The following is a 17,091-nucleotide window of genomic DNA, read 5'->3' as shown; positions in this document are numbered from 1 at the left end:
CCGGTCGGACTACGATCCGAGTGTCCGACCGATCCGAAGGGTCCGCAGCATGTCCTCCGAGAGCACCACCGGCGCCGAGGGGGCCCGGGCCCGCTTCCCGCTCGACACCGTGTACCAGGCGGCGCGGATGTACTACCTCGAGGACGCCACCCAGGTCGAGATCGCGTCGCGCCTGGGGGTCTCCCGTCCCACGGTCAGCCGTCTCGTCGCCGAGGCCCGCCGCGCCGGACTCGTCCGGATCGACGTCGTGGACCCCTTCCAGGACGAGACCGTCGCACTGGCCGAGCGCCTGCAGGTCGTGCTCGGACTCCGAGCCGTGCACCTGGCCGCCGTGACGCACCAGGCGACGCTCGGCGCCGACCTGGCCGCCCCCATCGCGACCGCGGTCGAGGGCATGGGGCTCACGCCCGGCGACGCCGTGCTGATGTCCTCCGGTCGCACCGTGTACGACGTCGCACACGCCGGGATGCCGCCGCTGGCCGGGGTCCAGATCGTCCCGACGGTGGGCGGCCAGGCGGACCCGATGCCCTGGTTCCAGACGAACGAGATCACGCGGACCGCTGCCGAGCACTCCGGTGCGATCCCGGCGTTCCTCTTCGCGCAGGCCCTGCCGTCCGCCGCGATGCGCGCCACCCTCGACGAGGACCCCGCCTTCCAGCACGTGGTCGGGCTGTGGGGGCGGGCCAAGGGTGCGATCCTCGGCGTCGGCGCACCGACCCCGACCCGCGACGCGCTGGCACGGGGGATCCCGGTCGAGGACGCCGTGTTCGACCAGGCCGCCGGTGACGTCTGCCTCAACTTCTTCGCCGCGGACGGCTCGCCGATCGAGTTCCCCGGCAGCGAGCGCATGGTCCGGACCTCGCGCGACGTCCTGGCCGGCGTCCCGCACGCGGTCGGTGTGGCCGTGGGGGCGGCGAAGGTGCCGAGCATCGTCGGCGCGGTCCGCGCCGGCATGGTCAACGAGCTGGTGACCGACGCCGCGACCGCGCGCGCCCTGCTCGACGCGCTCGCCTGACCCGGCCGCGCACAGCGGCACCCTCGGCCGCGTCGCCCGTGCGCGTGCCGCCCGCCGTCGGGACGGCACCGTCGACGGACGGGAGGCGCGGTGCGGGCCGGTGCCGCGCCTCCCGTCCGTCCCGTGTCCCGACCGTCAGTCGGTCGTGCGGGCGGTCCTGCGGACGTCCCACAGGTGGTGCACCGGGTCGTGCGCGTAGTAGGTCGCGAGGGTCGCGACCGTGAAGACGCTGCCGTCCGACCGCCGGCCCGTCCGCCCGAGGGCGTCGTCCGGTACCGCGGCGAACGCGGCCGCGGCGTCGCGAGCCGCCTCGGTCAGGTCGCGGGAGACGACCGCCGGGTCCTGCTCGCCGTACCGCTCCTCGACGGCGGTGGCGTCCTGGTCCCAGTTCGCGAAGGCCGGGCCGTCCTCGGAGAGCACGAGGCGGAGGCGTTCGGTCATCTTCCGGTGGACGTCGCGGACGTGTGCGCCGTACTCGAGCGGCGACCACGTGTGGTCGTCCGGGCGCTGCCGGACGTCCGGACGGGCGAGCTGCTCCGGCCAGGCCGCCGTGTTCTCCGTGATCACGGCAGGGACGTCGCGGAAGGCGAGGGCTGCGCCGTCGAAGCCGCACTCGGGGCACGCCGCGCCGATCACCCAGGTCCAGTTCTTCGTGTCCGGTCGGATCGCCATGGGGCAGACGTTACCGGCTCGTGACCTCGCGCCCCATCGGCACGGGCATGCGGATCGGGCGGGACCCCCGTCCGGGTGACACGCCGTTCCCTGTGAATCCCGTGGCAGTGCCCGGCCCCGTGCTCCCTAGCGTTGCTGGCTGTCCCGGGCCGGTACCGACCGGCCCGCCCCACCACGAGGAGATCGCGAATGGGTTCCGACCCCAGCAGTACCAGCACCCGACTACCCCGACGTCTGCGCGTCAGTGACGTCACGGTGGTCGACCGGAGCATGATGCGCCGGGCCGTCAGCGGCATGGTCGTCGGCAACACGATGGAGTGGTACGACGTCGGGGTCTACGGCTACCTGGCGGTCACGATGGGCCGGGTGTTCCTGCCCACGGCCGAACCGTCGGTGCAGATCCTGTTCAGTCTCGGGGTGTTCGCGGCGACCTACGTCGCGCGGCCCCTCGGCGGGATCGTGTTCGGGCGGCTGGGGGACCGGCTCGGACGTCAGAAGGTGCTCGCCACGACGCTGATCCTGATGGCGTCGTCGACCTTCCTCATCGGGGTCCTGCCGGCGTGGTCGACCATCGGTGCGGTCGCTCCGGTGGTGCTCGTCGTGCTGAAGCTCGCGCAGGGGTTCTCGACCGGTGGTGAGTACGCCGGGGCCACCACGTTCGTGACCGAGTACGCCCCGGACCGTCGGCGCGGCTTCTTCGCGAGCATCCTCGACTTCGGCAGCTACATGGGCTTCGCGCTCGGTGCGACCGTGGTGACCGTGCTGCAGGTGACGCTGGGCGAGGAGACGATGACCGCCTGGGGCTGGCGCCTGCCGTTCCTGCTCGCCGGCGTGATCGGCGTCGTCGCGATCTGGTTCCGCCTGCGCATCGAGGAGTCGCCGGTGTTCCAGGCGACCCAGGCCGCGCAGGAGGCCGCCGCGTCGGACCGCGAGGCCGCAGCGGGCGGCCGACCGGCGAACGTGCTCGTCATGGTGCGCGACCACTGGCGCCCCATCGTCATCGCGATCATGCTCGTCGGCGCATCGAACACGGTCGGCTACGCGCTGACCTCGTACATGCCGACGTACCTCACCGACTCGCTCGGCTACTCCGCGATCGACGGCACGCTGCTCACCATCCCCGTGCTCGTGCTGCTCGCCGTGATGCTGCCGGTCGCCGGACGGCTGTCCGACCGGATCGGTCGCCGCACCGTGATGTGGATCGGCGCCGGGACGACCGTCGTGCTCGCCGTCCCCGCCTTCCTGCTCATCGGGCACGGCGCGCAGTGGTCGACCCTCGCCGGGCTCGGGCTGCTGGCGCTGATGACCGCGCTGTGGGTGTCGAACCAGGCAGCGTCGCTGCCGGCGCTCTTCCCGACGTCGACGCGGTACGGCGGCATGGGCTTCGCCTACAACATCGCCATCGCGGTGTTCGGCGGGACGACGCCGCTCATCGTGCAGGCGCTCCTGACGGCCACGGGGGACCAGCTGGCGCCCGCGTACTTCCTCGTCGCGATGAGCGTCGTCGGAGCGGTCGGTGTGTTCTGCATGCGGGAGTCGTCGCAGCGCCCGTTGCCGGGGTCGATGCCCGCGGTGGAGTCCGAGGACGAGGCCCGCGAGCTCGTGCTCACGCAGGACACGAACCCGAACCTCGACCTGGGGGACCTGCCGTTCGCGGCGCAGGACCGGGCGGAAGCAGCCGCCGAGCGCTGACGGTGTGCGGCTGACCGGCGCCGGGTGACCGGGGCCCGGGGCGGCGCGCGGCGCCCGACGCGCGGTTCCAGGTGCCAGGTTCGCGACGTTGCACGTGTCGATCGACGCGTGCAACGTCGCGGTTCGCGCGTCACCCGCGTCTCCGGGCGTTCCCACGTCCCTGGCGAGCAGTGCCCCGCCGTCGGTGCCGCCGCCGGTGCCCGCGCCGGCGGCCGTCCGCGGTGCTCAGTCGTGCCGGTGCTCGTGCGACGGGTCGAGCGCCGGCCACACCGGGAACGGGTCCGGCCACCGACGCCACACGTCGGGCCCGGCGAGCAGTTCCGCCGGGGTGAGGAGCGCACCGTCCAGCGCGCGTTCGACGGCGTGCACGTCGAGGCGCTCGCCGACGAACCAGATCGCCTGACCGACCGGTGCGTCCTCGTCCCACGACGGGTTCGCGGTCGGGTCGAGCGCCAGCATCGCGCCGAAGCTCGACCACGAGCCGACGTGGTCCGGCCGGGACGCCAGTCGGAAGAAGCCCTTCGAGCGCAGCACCCGGCCGTTCGCCCCCGCCGCGAGGTCGTCGGCGATGACGTCGGCGAGCCGCCCCGGGTGGAACGGCAGGGGCTCCCGGTACCGCACGGTCACCAGGTCGTCCCGCGGACCGCGCCCGGTGTCGGTCCGGCCGGAGTCGGACGACAGGGCGCGCATCCACCCGGCCCCCGAGGCCAGCAGCCGTGCTGCGCCGCCGTTGGACGCCGGCAGGTCGAGGGCGCTGCGCACGGCGGGCGCGGCGACGATCACCGCGTGCGGTGCCATGCGGTGGAGGAGGGACACGAGGGCGCGACGTCGTCGCCCGGACAGCGGCTCGACCCGGTCGAGCGCGATCACCGTGGCGTACTCGACGACGGAGACCACCCGCTCGGCCGCGACGAAGGCGTCGTCCACGTCGGACCAGAGCAGGTGGGCCACGTCGTCCGCGCGGAGCACGGCGACCACGTGGCGCAGGATCCGGTCGTCCCCGGTCTCCGAGCGCGCGGCGTTCGCGAGCATCATGCCGACCGCGCGGACGTCGACCTCGGGCGCCAGCGTCACGACGAGGTCGTGGTCGGCGTCGGGTCCGCACACGCGGTCGAGCTGGTCGCGCCGCGCGGCGATGCCCCGGGCCGCGGCGAGGGCGTTGCCGGCGACGTGCATGCGGTGGCCGCTGCTGATCCTGCCGGCGACACGGACGGCGTCGGCATCGTGCAGGGCGGTGACGAGGGTGGTTGCTGCGGGGCGCATGTCGAGTACCCTACATGACAACCGTTCTCAACAAGGAGCCGGTGCAGGAAGGAGACCCCCGTGAAGGTCCGCAACTCGCTCAAGGCGCTCAAGAAGATCCCCGGCTCGCAGATCGTGCGTCGCCGCGGTCGCGTGTACGTCATCAACAAGCGCGACCCACGCTGGAAGGCCCGCCAGGGGTAGGTCACCGGCCGTCCGTAGGGTGGGGTCATGCGACTCCTGCTCATCCGGCACGGCCAGACCCCCGCGAACGTGAACGGTGTCCTCGACGCCGAGGTGCCCGGGCCCGGGCTCACCGAGCTCGGGCAGCAGCAGGCGGACGCGCTGCCCGCGGCCCTGGCCGACCGCGGGATCGAGCGGCTCTTCGTCTCGTCCATGGTCCGGACGCAGCACACCGCCGCGCCCCTCGCTGCGGCGCTCGGGCTCGAACCCGTCGTGCTGCCGGGGCTCCGTGAGATCGAGGCGGGCGACCTGCAGGGCAAGCACGACCGGACCTCGGTGCAGCTCTACATCTCGACCGTGCACGGCTGGTCGGCGGGGGACCGCGCGGGCCGGATGCCCGGTGCCGAGAGCGGCGATGACTTCTTCGCGCGCTACGACGACGCCGTGCGGCAGATCCTCGCGACCGGGGTCGAGGTCGCGGCTGCGTTCAGCCACGGCGCGGCGATCCGCACCTGGGCCAGCGCGGTCGCGCAGAACACCCCGGACGAGTTCGGCACGAAGCGGCACCTCGAGAACACCGGGATCGTCGAGGTCGAGGGGTCCTTCGAGGACGGCTGGCGCCTGGTCGACTGGGAGGGCGAGCCAGTCGGTGGCGAGGACCTCATCGACCGGACGGCGCAGGACCCCACCGGCGACGCGTTCTGACGGCCGAGCCGCGCCCGAGACGCCGGCGTCGACTCGAGACGCCCGCAGTCGAGCGAGACGCCGCCCGATCCGGCGGCGTCTCGGCGGGACGGCGGCGTCTGGTGATCCGAGCGGTGCGCGGGTGCGTGACCACGCGACGGACGGGAGGCGCGGTGCCAGCCGGCACCGCGCCTCCCGTCCGTCTGCGCTCGCGTGGACTACGCGGGCTGCGCCGTCGTGTGCAGCGGCACGATCACGCCGTGCGACTCGCGCAGGACGTCGAGCGTGCGCTGGACCTCGTCCGCGCGCTCCTCGGTGTCCCAGCCCAGGGTGTCGGCGAGCACGTCCGCCAGCTCGTCGAGCAGGTCGATGGTGACGCCGCCGACGAAGGCGAGGTTCGTGCGTCGGAGCACCACGTCGACCAGGTGGACCGCCTGCTCGTGCTGCGCGAAGTACGCGACCTCGGCCCGCGTGAGCGACGGGTCGGACTCGAGGGGCACGACCGGGCCGTCGGTGAGGACGTCCACGACCTCGGCCGCACGGGTGCCGTAGCGCTCGAGCAGCCCCTCGACGACGGACTCGTCGAGGCCGTCACGGTGCGACTTGATCCACAGCGCCCGCTGCGCGTCGGTCGTCGGGAAGTCCTTGCCACCGCCGATCGCCATGCCGGTCGTGTCGACCTTCCGGGCGGTGCCGAGCTTCGTGGTGACGTCGCTCGACAGGTGCGCGGCCAGGGCGCGGAACGTGGTCCACTTGCCACCGACCAGGCTCAGCACCGTGGTGTCGGGGAGGCCGGCGATCGGAGTGTCGACGATCCGGTAGTCGCGGGACACGAAGCCGGGGGCGGTGTCCTCGTGGCGGGGGAGCGGGCGGATGCCCGAGTAGCTGTAGACGATGTGGTCGCGGGTGACCTCGATCTGCGGGAAGACGTGCTTCACCAGGCCGAAGAAGTAGTCGATCTCCTCCTCCGTCGTGGTCACCGGCTTCGACGGGTCCGCGTCGATGTCCGTCGTCCCGATGAGCACCCGGCCCTTGAGCGGGTAGATGAGGACGATGCGGCCGTCGTTGTTCTCGAAGAACAGCTCGCGGCCCTTGGTCGCCTCGAGCAGCTCGTCGTTCTTGACGACGATGTGGGAACCCTTCGTCCCGCCCATGAACTTCGTCTCGCCGCCGAAGGCCTGGTTCGTCAGGTCGGTCCAGGGGCCGGACGCGTTCACGACGACGTCGGCGGTGAACACGAAGTCCTCGCCGGTCTCCAGATCACGCAGGACGACGCCACCGTCACGGGTGCCGGCTGCCTCGACGTAGTTGACGGCGCGGGCGGTCGCGGCGCTGCCGGTGCCCTGCGCGGCGGCGAGGCCGTCCTTGAGCACGTCGAGCGCCAGGCGCTCCGGCTCGTGCACCGAGGCGTCGTAGTAGGTGCCCGTGTACTTGAGGTCCTTGTTGAGTGCCGGCATGTCGGCCAGCGCGGCCTTCTTGGTGAGGAAGCGGTGCTTCGGCACCGAGCCGCCGTCACGCGAGAAGGAGTCGTAGATCGTCATGCCGATCTTGATGAGCGCGGCACCGCGCTCCTTGGTCGAGCGCTGCTTGTGGGTGAGCATGCGCAGCGGAGCGTTCATGATGCCGGAGAACGTCGAGAAGATCGGCATCGTGGTCTGCAGCGGCTTCACGTAGTGCGGCGCGATGCGGATCAGGCCGTTGCGCTCCTGCACGCTCTCGCGCACGAGACGGAACTCGCCGTTCTCGAGGTACCGGATGCCACCGTGGATCATGTGGCTCGACGCGGCCGAGGCCCCGCCGGCGTAGTCGCCGCGCTCGACGAGCACGACGTCGACCCCCTGCAGGGCGAGGTCGCGGAAGGTGGCGATGCCGTTGATGCCGCCACCGACGATGAGGACCTGTGCGTTCGGGCGCTCGGTGAGCGCGCTGACCGTCTTCCGGGGCTGCGTCTTCTTCGACATGGTGCGTCGCTTCCTTGGTCGGTTCCGTGGGACTCCTCCGATGGTGCGCCTGTGTGGGAGGGCGGGCAACTTGCGTGCACGAACGTGCAGCACACGTGTCGACCGGGTCGGCGGGGCGGCTCGCGACGCCGCTGCGGGTGCGGGGGCGACGGCCGGGAGGCGCGACAGGGGTTGCAGAGGCCCTGCACGTCCGTGCATGCTCGGTTCCGTGAGTGACGCAGCGCAGCCGATGCGAACGCAGCAGGCGCTGCGCGCCGCGCACCTGTACTACCTGCAGGACCTGACGATGGACGCCATCGCCGACGAGCTGGGGACCTCGCGCTCGTCGGTGTCGCGCCTCCTGAAGTACGCCAGGGACACCGGGCTGGTGGACATCCAGATCCGCTCGCCCCTCGACCAGGCCGCCGCGCTCAGTCGCAACATCCGCGCGCGGTTCGGCGTTCACGCGCACGTCGTGCCGGTGCCGGACCACACGAGCGACGTGGACCGGCTGGAGCGGGTGGCGCTGTCCGCGGCGCGCATCCTGACGCAGTACGTCGAGTCGAACATGGTGATCGGCATCTCGTGGGGATCGACCGTCAGCGCGGTGAGCCGCTACCTGGTGCCGAAGACGACGCACGGGTCCACCGTGGTGCAGATCAACGGCGCCGCGAACACCCGCACCACGGGCATCGTCTACGCGTCGGAGATCCTGCGCCGGTTCGGCGAGGCGTACGGCGCGTTCGTGCAGCAGTTCCCGGTGCCGGCGTTCTTCGACGACCCGGCGACGAAGGAGGCGCTGTTCCGCGAGCGCTCGATCCGCCGCGTCCTCGACCTGCACGAGCGGATGGACCTCGTCGTGTTCGGCGTCGGTGCCCCGCAGGCGCCGGTGCCGTCGCACGTGTACTCGGGCGGGTACCTCGACCCGTCCGACCGCGACGAGCTCACCGAGGCCGGCGTCGTCGGGGACGTCTCGACCGTGTTCTACCGCGCCGACGGCTCGTGGAAGGACATCGGCGTGAACACCCGGGCCGGTGCGCCGGACCTCGACACGATCAAGCGGGCGCCGCGTCGGGTCTGCGTGGTGGCCGGGCGCTCGAAGGCGGCGTCGCTCAAGGGTGCGCTCGCGGCCGGGCTGGTCACCGACCTCATCCTGGACGAGAGCGTCGGGCAGGCGATCCTGCAGCCCTGACCGCTCCGCTTGGGTCAGGTGCCGACCTACTTTGTCGGTGGTGCCCCGTAGGTTCTGGTCCATGGTGCCTTCTCACGAGAACCCCGATCGGGTGGAGTCCGACGGCGCCGTCCCGGCGGCACCTGCGACCGCGACGGACGGCCGCTCCTTCCGCCGCATCGCCGGCACCGACGTGGATGAAGCCCTGTCGTTCTTCACCGGCGACTACGACTTCCGGGCGCCCCGGGTCCGACGGACCCGACAGCGCCCACAGTGGGACTTCGCGGGGGTGAGCGACGGGCTGCTGTCCCTGCGGACGGCCCGGTTCCTCGTCGACCTCCGGACCGAGAGCGTCGTGGACGACCAGGTCCTCGTCGCGTGGTTGCGGTCCGGGTCCAGTACCCTCACCTTCGGCGGCCGGAGCATCGACCTCGAGCCCGGCGTGCCCGTGGTCCTGCCCGATGCGTACGAACTGCACCACCGCGACATCGGGCTGAACCTGGTGCAGCTCGACAAGGCGCACGTCAGGTCGCTCGTGGGCGATGCCGACTTCACGTTCGACGCGATGCACCGTCCGACCGCCGACGGCGTGCGCACCTGGCAGTCGGTCGTGCGCGCGCACTCGTCGACCTGGTTGCACAGCGACAACGACCTCAGCCCGGCGGCACGGCGCAGCATCGTCGACGCCTTCGTGACCGCGGCGGTCGACGCCTTCCCGCACCGCGAGCGCTGGCAGTCGACGGTCACCGGCAACGGTCCGGAGCACGCCCGACTGCGGCTGGCGCTCGAGTACGTGCACGCCCACGCGCGGGACGCCATCGGGACCGCCGAGATCGCTGCGGCGGCCGGGCTCAGTCCGCGTGGGCTCCAGCAGTCGCTCCGGCGGCACCTCGACCAGACGCCGGGTGACCTGCTGCGCAGCGTGCGGCTCGACGGCGCCCGGGGGGACCTGCTCCGCGGTGACCGCGACGACACCAGCGTGGCGGACATCGCTCGCGCCTGGGGGTTCGGGCACCTCGGCCGGTTCTCGGCGACCTACCGCGCCCGCTTCGGCGAGCTGCCGAGCGAGTCGCTCCGCGCGCACTGACCACCCGGGGCGTGCGCGGGCCGAGCCGAATCTCGTGCGACCGTATCGGTGGAGACCGTGCAGATGTTCGGCGGAAACCCATCCGAGACGAACTCCGGCGCATCGTGGAAGTGTCCTGCACCGCCCACGAAGGAGTCCGTGATGCTGATCGGCGTCCCCACCGAAGTCAAGAACAACGAGTACCGCGTCGCGGCCACGCCGGCGGGTGTGGGTGAGCTCGCGCTGCACGGTCACCGCGTGCTCGTGCAGGCCGGTGCCGGAGCCGGATCGTCCTTCTCGGACGACGAGTACCGGGCTGCGGGAGCCACCGTCGTCGGCACGGCCGCCGAGGTCTGGGAGCAGGCGGAGCTCGTCCTCAAGGTGAAGGAGCCCGTCGCCTCCGAGTACCCGTCGATCCGTCCGGGACAGGTGCTCTTCACCTACCTGCACCTGGCTGCCGACCGGCCGCTCACCGACGCGCTCGTCGCCTCTGGTGCGACCGCGATCGCCTACGAGACCGTGCAGCTGCCGGACCGGTCGCTGCCGCTGCTCTCGCCGATGTCCGAGATCGCCGGGCGACTCTCCGTGCAGGTCGGCGCCGACCAGCTCATGCGCACGAAGGGCGGCCGCGGGCTGCTCCTCGGCGGGGTCCCCGGGACGCCGCGCGGCCGGGTCGTCGTCATCGGCGGCGGGGTCGCGGGGGAGCACGCCGCGACCATGGCCCTCGGGCTCGGCGCCGAGGTCACGGTGTTCGACATCAGCCTGCCGCGGCTGCGTGCGCTCGACGCCCGGTTCGACGGTCGGATCACGACGCTGCGGTCGTCGTCGCACGCGATCGCCGATGCGCTGCGCGAGGCGGACCTCGTCGTGGGGTCGGTGCTCATCCCCGGTGCCTCGGCGCCCAAGCTCGTGACCGACGCCATGGTCGCGGACATGCGGCAGGGGTCGGTGCTCGTCGACATCGCGATCGACCAGGGCGGCTGCTTCGAGGGCTCGCGGCCGACCACGCACGACGACCCGACCTTCCGTGTGCACGACGCCGTCTACTACTGCGTCGCGAACATGCCGGGTGCCGTCCCGCGCACCAGCACGATCTCGTTGACGAACGCGACGCTGCCCTACGCCCTCGCGATCGCCGACCAGGGGTGGGAGCGGGCCACCGAGGTCGACCCGGCCCTCGCGAAGGGTGTGAACGTGCACGCCGGCCAGGTCGTGAACGAGGCCGTCGCGGCCGCGCACGGCCTGGCGGCCGCCGCGCGCTGACGCGCCGGCGCGAGGCAGCGAGACTCGGCCTGGCGGACACTTTCGCGGCTGGAACGCCACGAAAGTGTCCGCCCAGCCGAGTCTCGCGGCTGCGCCGCGCGGGCGCGCGGGCGCCGCGGCTACGCCGCGCGGGCCGCGGCCGCGGCGCCGGCCGCGGCGCGCGCCCCGCGCGAGCGCGCGGCCCAGCCGACCCGGGCGCGCACCACGAGGGTGACGACGACCGCAACGGCGATCGCCACGACGGCCGTGACCGCCGTCGGCACGGACACGAGCGGCCCGTCGAGCCGCCCGACCGCGACCCACGCGAGACCCCAGGACAGCGCCGCGGTCGGTGCGAGTCGTCCGCCGCCCCAGATCGCCAGGAGCACCCCGACGAGCCCGGCGACCGCGGCGACGAGCACGCCCCAGGCGTCCTGCCCGAGTCCGAAGCCCCGGAAGCCCGCGGCCGTCAGCACCGCTGCGGTGTTGGCCGCGGTCGCGACGCAGACCCACCCGAGGTAGAGCCCGAACGTCCCGTCGGTCACGATCGCCTCGACGGCACCCGAGGGACGCGTCCGCCGCAGCACCGCGAACGCCCAGACCAGGACGCCGAGCAGCGCGACGATGATCGGCTCGCTCGCCCACAGGAACCCGAACTGCACGGACAGGATCCACGCCGCGTTGAGCAGCAGCGACAGCACCGCGGGGACGAACAGGCGCTCGTGGCGCTCGTCGTCGGCGGTGCGGAAGAACTGCCGCACCGTGTAGGCGATCAACCCGACGTAGACGACGCTCCAGATCGAGAACGCGGGGCCGGCCGGTGCGATCGCGGTCGACGACGCCGAGAGTGCACCGCCGGCCGCTTCGGCGATGGGGGTCCCGCCCGCTGCGCCCGAGCCGACGAAGGCGCCGACCACTGCCACCACAGCGCTCACGGCGACCGCGATGCGCTTCCAGATCTTCTTCATGTCCGCTCCGTTCGTCAGCATGCTGATGACCCGTACGGTAGGCCCGTGCCGTCGCGTCGGACGCAGCCGACGTCCAGGTGGCCGGGGGACGGGCCGACGGGCGGTGCGTACGGTGGCATCGTGACCGTCGAGCTCAACACCGTCTACGTCGACCGCATCGCCCCGATCGCCTGCCCGTCGCTCGACGACACCTTCCGGATGATCGGCGAGCAGGGCGCCAGCGCGTGCATCGTGCTGCACCGCCCCGACGCCGAGGAGCTCGGGGACGTCGCGGTCGCCCTCGGGCTGCACGAGCTCGCGGTCGAGGACGCCGCCGAGGGGCACCAGCGCCCGAAGCTCGAACGCTACGGCTCGACGCTCTTCACGGTGCTGAAGCCGGCGGTCTACCACGACGGCCCGGAGGAGGTGGAGTTCGGCGAGGTGCATGCCTTCGTCGGGCAGGACTTCTTCCTGGCGGTCGTCCCGGCGGACCCACGTGGCGCGCAAGCCGTCCCGCACGCGCTCCGACGGCTCAGCGGCAAACCGGCCCTCGTGACGGCGGGACCGCAGGCGCAGCTCTGGGCGCTCATGGACTCGATCGTCGACGGCTACGCGCCGGTGATCGACGGCCTGGAGGAGGACATCAACCAGATCGAGGACCAGCTGTTCTCCGGGGTGGCGGGGGTGTCGAGGCGCATCTACGAGCTGTTCGGCGAGGTCGTCGACTTCCAACGCGCGGCCCGTCCGCTCATCGGCATCATCGAGAACCTGCACCGCGGCGCGGAGAAGTACCACCTGCCGGTGGAGCTGCAGCGCCGCTTCCGCGACGTCCTGGACCACGTCATCCGCACGGTCGAGCGACTCGACACCTTCCGACAGCTGCTGCAGAACGCGCTGACGGTCGACTCGACCCTCGCCGCGCAGAAGCAGAACGACGACACGAAGCGCATCTCGGGCTGGGCGGCGATCCTGTTCGCGCCGACGCTCATCGCGGCGATCTACGGGATGAACTTCACGCACATGCCCGAACTGTCGTGGACGTGGGGGTACCCGCTGTCGATCGTCGCGATGATCGCCTTCGCCGCGATCCTGTTCGTCGTCTTCAAGGTGAAGCGCTGGTTCTGACGACCCACCGTCCCGGACGGCCCGGCCCCGCCGGTTCCGCGGACCCTCGCGCGTCGTGTTGCGCAGCACGCGCCGCGCCAGCCAGGCTCGTCGTGCCCACGACGCACAGGCGTCGACGACGCCGACCGGAGCAACGATGCCCACCACCACGAACGACCTCGTCCACCTGACCGCCGGTGGGGTGTCCGTCGTGCTCGACTGCCGCGACGGCGCGCTGCCCGCCGTCGTGCACTGGGGCGCTGCCCTCGGGCCGCTCGCCCTCGACGAGCTCGTCGCCCTCGCGGACGCCGACGTGGCCCCGGTCGCGAACAACGAGGCCGACGTGCCCGTCCGCCTCGCACTGCTGCCGGAGCCCCACCGCGGGTGGACCGGTCGCCCCGGGCTCTCCGGCCACCGTGGTGGTCGCGACTGGTCACCGGCCTTCACCGTCACGGCGATCGACGTCGACGACACCCACGTGACCGCCGAGGCCGAGGACACCACCGCGGGCCTCGCCGTCCGCGTGACGCTCGAGCTGCTCGTGTCCGGCCTGGTGCGCGCCCGCGCCGCCGTCACGAACACCGCCGTCGGCACCTACACGGTGGACGACCTGACCGTGGCGCTGCCCGTGCCCTCCCGCGCCCGCGAGGTCCTCGACTTCGCCGGCCGCTGGGGCAAGGAGCGCACCCCGCAGCGTCGCGAGCTCGTCGTCGGCACGCACGAGCGCGACAGCCGCAAGGGTCGCACCGGAGCGGACGCCGCGACCGTGCTCAGCGTGGGGGAGCCCGGGTTCGGGTTCGCCCGCGGTGAGGTCTGGGGCGTGCACACCGCGTGGAGCGGGAACCACCGTCACTTCGCCGAGCGGCTCGCGACCGGGCGCCAGGTGGCCGGTGGTGGCGAGCTCGTGCTCCCCGGCGAGGTCCGCTTGGACACCGGCGAGACCTACGAGGGCCCCTGGGTGTACGGCGCGTGGGGTGACGGCCTCGACGACCAGGCCCGCCGGTTCCACCACTGGCTCCGCAGCCGCCCGCAGCACCCGTCGACCCCGCGGCCGGTGACGATCAACGTCTGGGAGGCGGTCTACTTCGACCACGACCTCGCCCGCCTCACCGACCTCGCCGAGCGGGCCGCCCGGCTCGGCGTCGAGCGGTACGTGCTCGACGACGGCTGGTTCCGCGGTCGCCGTGACGACCACGCCGGTCTCGGTGACTGGTACGTCGACGAGGACGTCTGGCCGGACGGCCTCGGTCCGATCGTCGACCGTGTCCGTGCCCTCGGCATGGAGTTCGGGCTGTGGTTCGAGCCCGAGATGGTGAACGAGGACAGCGACCTCGCCCGGGCGCACCCGGAGTGGATCATGCAGGCGGACGGCCGGTTGCCCGTCCGCTCGCGCGACCAGCAGGTGCTCAACCTCGCGATCCCGGACGCGTACGCGTACGTGCTCGAGCGGATGACCGCGATCATCGGCGAGTACGGCGTCGACTACGTCAAGTGGGACCACAACCGCGACCTGGTCGAGGCCGGGCACCCGGGCGGCGGGGCAGCCGTGCACGAGCAGACCCTCGCCACCTACCGCCTGATGGCGACGCTCAAGGAACGCTTCCCGGGGCTCGAGATCGAGTCGTGCTCGTCCGGCGGTGCGCGTGTCGACCTCGCGGTGATCGAGCACACCGACCGCGTGTGGGTGTCCGACGACATCGACCCCTTCGAGCGTCAGCAGATGCACCGCTGGACGCAGCAGCTGCTGCCGCCGGAGCTCCTCGGCGCGCACGTCGCCAGCGGGGTGAACCACACGACGGGCCGCTTCCACGACGTGTCCTTCCGTGCGGGCACCGCGCTGATCGGGCACTTCGGCATCGAGTGGGACCTCGCGCAGGCCACCGCGGACGAGGAGCGCACCCTCGCGTCGTGGATCGCGCTGCACAAGGAGTGGCGCGCACTCCTGCACGGCGGCCTGCTCGTCCGCGTCGACGAGGTCGACCCCACGCGCCTGGTCTACGGCGTGGTCGCCGAGGACCGCCGCCAGGCCGTGTTCTTCGTCGCGAGCACGGGCCGGTCCGAGGTGTCGGGCATCGGGCGCGTGGTCCTCCGTGACCTCGACCCGGACACGCGGTACCGCGTCGACCCGGTCCTGGTCGGCGAGGACCACGAGGTCCGGGCGCCCGACTGGTGGGCCGGCGACCGCGTCTTCAGCGGCCGCGTGCTCGAGCAGGTCGGCCTCCAGCCCCCGCTCCTGCCGGCCGACCAGGTGGTCCCCTTCCGCGTGACGGCCGTCTGACCGCGACGCGACCAGCAGCCGGACGGGAGGCCCGTGGCGGCCCCGCCACGGGCCTCCCGTCCGTCCACGGGTGCCGTCGGCCGTCCGTGGGCCGGTCCCGATCGCCGCTAGGCTTCCGGTCATGCCGCAGACCGGGAACGCGACACGCACGACCACGCCGGTCTGGGCCCTCAAGCTCGCCGTGATCACCGGGCTCGTCGGCATCGCCGGCGGCGTCGCGGGCATCTCGGTGTGGCTCGCCCTGCAGGCCATCCAGTTCGTCGCCTTCGGGTACCCGTTCGGCGGGCACCGCGAGGCGGCCGATGCGCCCTCCGGGCTCAACCGCTTCCTCGCGCTCGCCGCGGCCGGCGTGCTCACGGGCGTCGCGTGGTGGGCGCTCCGGCGGTGGGCGAAGCCCGTGGTGTCGGTGACCGGCGCGGTCGACGGCAAGCGGATGCCGGCGCTCGCCACGGTCGCGAACGCCGCGGTGCAGATCCTGGCCGTCGGGCTCGGCGCCTCCATCGGCAAGGAGGTCGCGCCCCGCGAGATCGGTGCCTGGCTGTCCCAGCTCGTCACCGCTCGTGCCGGCCTGACGGGGCGCGAGACGCGCATCCTCGTCGCCTGCGGTGCTGCTGCCGGCCTGGCGGCGGTGTACGACGTGCCGCTCGGAGGCGCGCTCTTCGCGGTCGAGGTGCTGCTCGGTGAACTCACGTTCGCGACCGCACTGCCGGCCTTCGCGACGAGTGCGATCGCCGCGTTCACCGCACGGCTCGTGATCCCGGACGAGGTGCTCTACGACGTGCCCGCGATGCACCTGTCGCCGTCGCTGCTGGTCTGGGCGGTCGTCGTCGGGCCGCTGCTCGGGTTCGCGGGCGTCGGCTTCGTGAAGCTCACGAACCGGCTGCAGGGCATGGCGCCGAAGGGGTGGCACCTGCTCGTCGTGCTGCCCGTCGTCTTCGCGATGGTCGGGCTCATCGCCGTGCCGTTCCCGGAGATCCTCGGCAACGGGCGCGCGCTCGGCCTCGTCGCGATGAACGCCACGACCGAGGCGCCGACGTTCGCCGGGCTGTCGCCGATCGTGTTCCTGCTCCTCCTCGGCATCATCCGCACGATCACGACCTCGGCGACCATCGGAGCCGGTGCGGTCGGTGGCACGCTGACGCCCTCGATCGCCATCGGCTCCGCGGTGGGCGCCGCGCTCGGCGGCCTGTGGGTGCTGCTCTGGCCCGCTGACGGGTCGAGCCTGGCGGCGTTCGCGTTCGTCGGAGCGGCGGCCTTGCTGGCGACCACGATGCGGGCGCCGTTCACCGCGCTCGTGCTCGTCGTCGAGTTCACGCAGGAGGGCACGGACATCCTCATCCCGTCGCTCCTGGCGATCACGGGCTCGGTCGCGGTCTCCTACCTGCTCGCGCGGCGACGCAGCGCGCAGATGGTCTGAGCCGTCCGTCCGGACCGGGTCGGGCCGGCCGCGACACCGGACAGGCGCCGGAGCCGCGACACCGGGCCGGCACACCCGGACAGGCGCCGGGGCCGCGCCTACCATCGGCGGCAGGTCGGGGCGACGGGCCCCGCACGAGGTGAGGAGCCGTCCATGGCGGGGTTCGACGACATCACGAAGAAGGCACAGGAGCTCCTGAAGGACGGCAAGGTCCAGGACGCCCTGAAGAGCGAGAAGGCCGAGGACGTCAGCGACAAGGTCCTGGGCGGTGTGGCCGACGCGGTGAAGAAGGCCACGGGCGGCAAGTACGACGACAAGATCGACGCCGCACGCGAGCAGGCCGACAAGCGCATCGGCAACGAGTAGCGGCCGGCCTGCCTGCGTCCCGCCGCCGTTCCGGCTCCTTGTCCGCTGCAGGCGATTGGACGCACGGGGCGG

At 72.6% G+C, this 17,091-nt stretch carries 15 protein-coding genes; 11 read left to right on the top strand and 4 right to left on the bottom strand.

Annotation, left to right across the window (positions count from 1 at the left end; genetic code table 11):
• Positions 1-49 precede the first annotated feature (49 nt).
• Positions 50-1,015 carry a sugar-binding transcriptional regulator gene (locus NI26_RS11755; RefSeq protein ID WP_066655499.1) on the top strand — a complete coding sequence of 322 codons (966 nt, stop codon included), beginning with the start codon at positions 50-52 and terminating at the stop codon, positions 1,013-1,015.
• Positions 1,016-1,150: 135 nt separating this feature from the next.
• On the opposite strand, the gene NI26_RS11750 is transcribed toward NI26_RS11755, so the two are convergent.
• A complete protein-coding gene (locus NI26_RS11750; protein ID WP_066655496.1) occupies positions 1,151-1,687 on the bottom strand; it encodes a DinB family protein in 537 nt (178 codons plus the stop codon).
• Between the two features lie 189 nt (positions 1,688-1,876).
• On the opposite strand from NI26_RS11750, the gene NI26_RS11745 reads away from it, so the two are divergent.
• The gene (locus tag NI26_RS11745) at positions 1,877-3,379 is read left to right on the top strand and encodes an MFS transporter (RefSeq protein WP_066655492.1); all 1,503 of its coding nucleotides are present in this window, start codon (positions 1,877-1,879) and stop codon (positions 3,377-3,379) included.
• Between the two features lie 225 nt (positions 3,380-3,604).
• Here NI26_RS11745 and NI26_RS11740 read toward each other — a convergent pair whose 3' ends face one another.
• Complete coding sequence (locus tag NI26_RS11740; protein WP_066655485.1) at positions 3,605-4,642, bottom strand: GTP-binding protein; 1,038 nt, start codon at positions 4,640-4,642, stop codon at positions 3,605-3,607.
• 60 nt (positions 4,643-4,702) lie between these two features.
• Here NI26_RS11740 and ykgO point away from each other — a divergent pair, with 60 nt between their 5' ends.
• On the top strand, positions 4,703-4,825 hold the full coding sequence (gene ykgO, locus NI26_RS11735) for a type B 50S ribosomal protein L36 (RefSeq protein WP_058743312.1): 123 nt from the start codon (positions 4,703-4,705) through the stop codon (positions 4,823-4,825).
• A 27-nt stretch (positions 4,826-4,852) separates the two neighbouring features.
• Positions 4,853-5,509 carry a histidine phosphatase family protein gene (locus tag NI26_RS11730; protein ID WP_066655482.1) on the top strand — a complete coding sequence of 219 codons (657 nt, stop codon included), beginning with the start codon at positions 4,853-4,855 and terminating at the stop codon, positions 5,507-5,509.
• 197 nt (positions 5,510-5,706) lie between these two features.
• On the opposite strand, the gene NI26_RS11725 is transcribed toward NI26_RS11730, so the two are convergent.
• On the bottom strand, positions 5,707-7,449 hold the full coding sequence (locus NI26_RS11725) for a glycerol-3-phosphate dehydrogenase/oxidase (protein ID WP_066655480.1): 1,743 nt from the start codon (positions 7,447-7,449) through the stop codon (positions 5,707-5,709).
• 229 nt (positions 7,450-7,678) lie between these two features.
• On the opposite strand from NI26_RS11725, the gene NI26_RS11720 reads away from it, so the two are divergent.
• The 3 genes from NI26_RS11720 (at position 7,679) to ald (ending at position 10,928) form a co-directional block, all read left to right on the top strand.
• Entirely contained in the window at positions 7,679-8,620 is a 942-nt protein-coding gene (locus tag NI26_RS11720) for a sugar-binding transcriptional regulator (RefSeq protein WP_066658541.1), read from the top strand.
• A 61-nt stretch (positions 8,621-8,681) separates the two neighbouring features.
• Complete coding sequence (locus NI26_RS11715) at positions 8,682-9,686, top strand: AraC family transcriptional regulator (RefSeq protein WP_081984986.1); 1,005 nt, start codon at positions 8,682-8,684, stop codon at positions 9,684-9,686.
• Between the two features lie 141 nt (positions 9,687-9,827).
• On the top strand, positions 9,828-10,928 hold the full coding sequence (gene ald, locus NI26_RS11710) for an alanine dehydrogenase (protein WP_066655475.1): 1,101 nt from the start codon (positions 9,828-9,830) through the stop codon (positions 10,926-10,928).
• Positions 10,929-11,047: 119 nt separating this feature from the next.
• Here ald and NI26_RS11705 read toward each other — a convergent pair whose 3' ends face one another.
• A complete protein-coding gene (locus NI26_RS11705) occupies positions 11,048-11,896 on the bottom strand; it encodes a tryptophan-rich sensory protein (RefSeq protein WP_235426356.1) in 849 nt (282 codons plus the stop codon).
• Positions 11,897-11,995: 99 nt separating this feature from the next.
• Here NI26_RS11705 and NI26_RS11700 point away from each other — a divergent pair, with 99 nt between their 5' ends.
• The 4 genes from NI26_RS11700 (at position 11,996) to NI26_RS11685 (ending at position 17,019) form a co-directional block, all read left to right on the top strand.
• The gene (locus NI26_RS11700; protein WP_066658536.1) at positions 11,996-12,979 is read left to right on the top strand and encodes a magnesium and cobalt transport protein CorA; all 984 of its coding nucleotides are present in this window, start codon (positions 11,996-11,998) and stop codon (positions 12,977-12,979) included.
• Between the two features lie 136 nt (positions 12,980-13,115).
• On the top strand, positions 13,116-15,236 hold the full coding sequence (locus tag NI26_RS11695; RefSeq protein WP_066655473.1) for an alpha-galactosidase: 2,121 nt from the start codon (positions 13,116-13,118) through the stop codon (positions 15,234-15,236).
• Positions 15,237-15,357: 121 nt separating this feature from the next.
• Positions 15,358-16,653, top strand: coding sequence for a chloride channel protein (locus NI26_RS11690; RefSeq protein ID WP_066655471.1), 1,296 nt, complete (start codon positions 15,358-15,360; stop codon positions 16,651-16,653).
• 153 nt (positions 16,654-16,806) lie between these two features.
• A complete protein-coding gene (locus NI26_RS11685; RefSeq protein WP_066655469.1) occupies positions 16,807-17,019 on the top strand; it encodes an antitoxin in 213 nt (70 codons plus the stop codon).
• Positions 17,020-17,091: the final 72 nt, after the last annotated feature.

Source organism: Curtobacterium sp. MR_MD2014 (genome assembly GCF_000772085.1).
Lineage (GTDB): Bacteria > Actinomycetota > Actinomycetes > Actinomycetales > Microbacteriaceae > Curtobacterium.
Note: the sequence above shows the minus strand (reverse complement) of the source record. Positions and strands in the feature narration are given on the sequence as shown.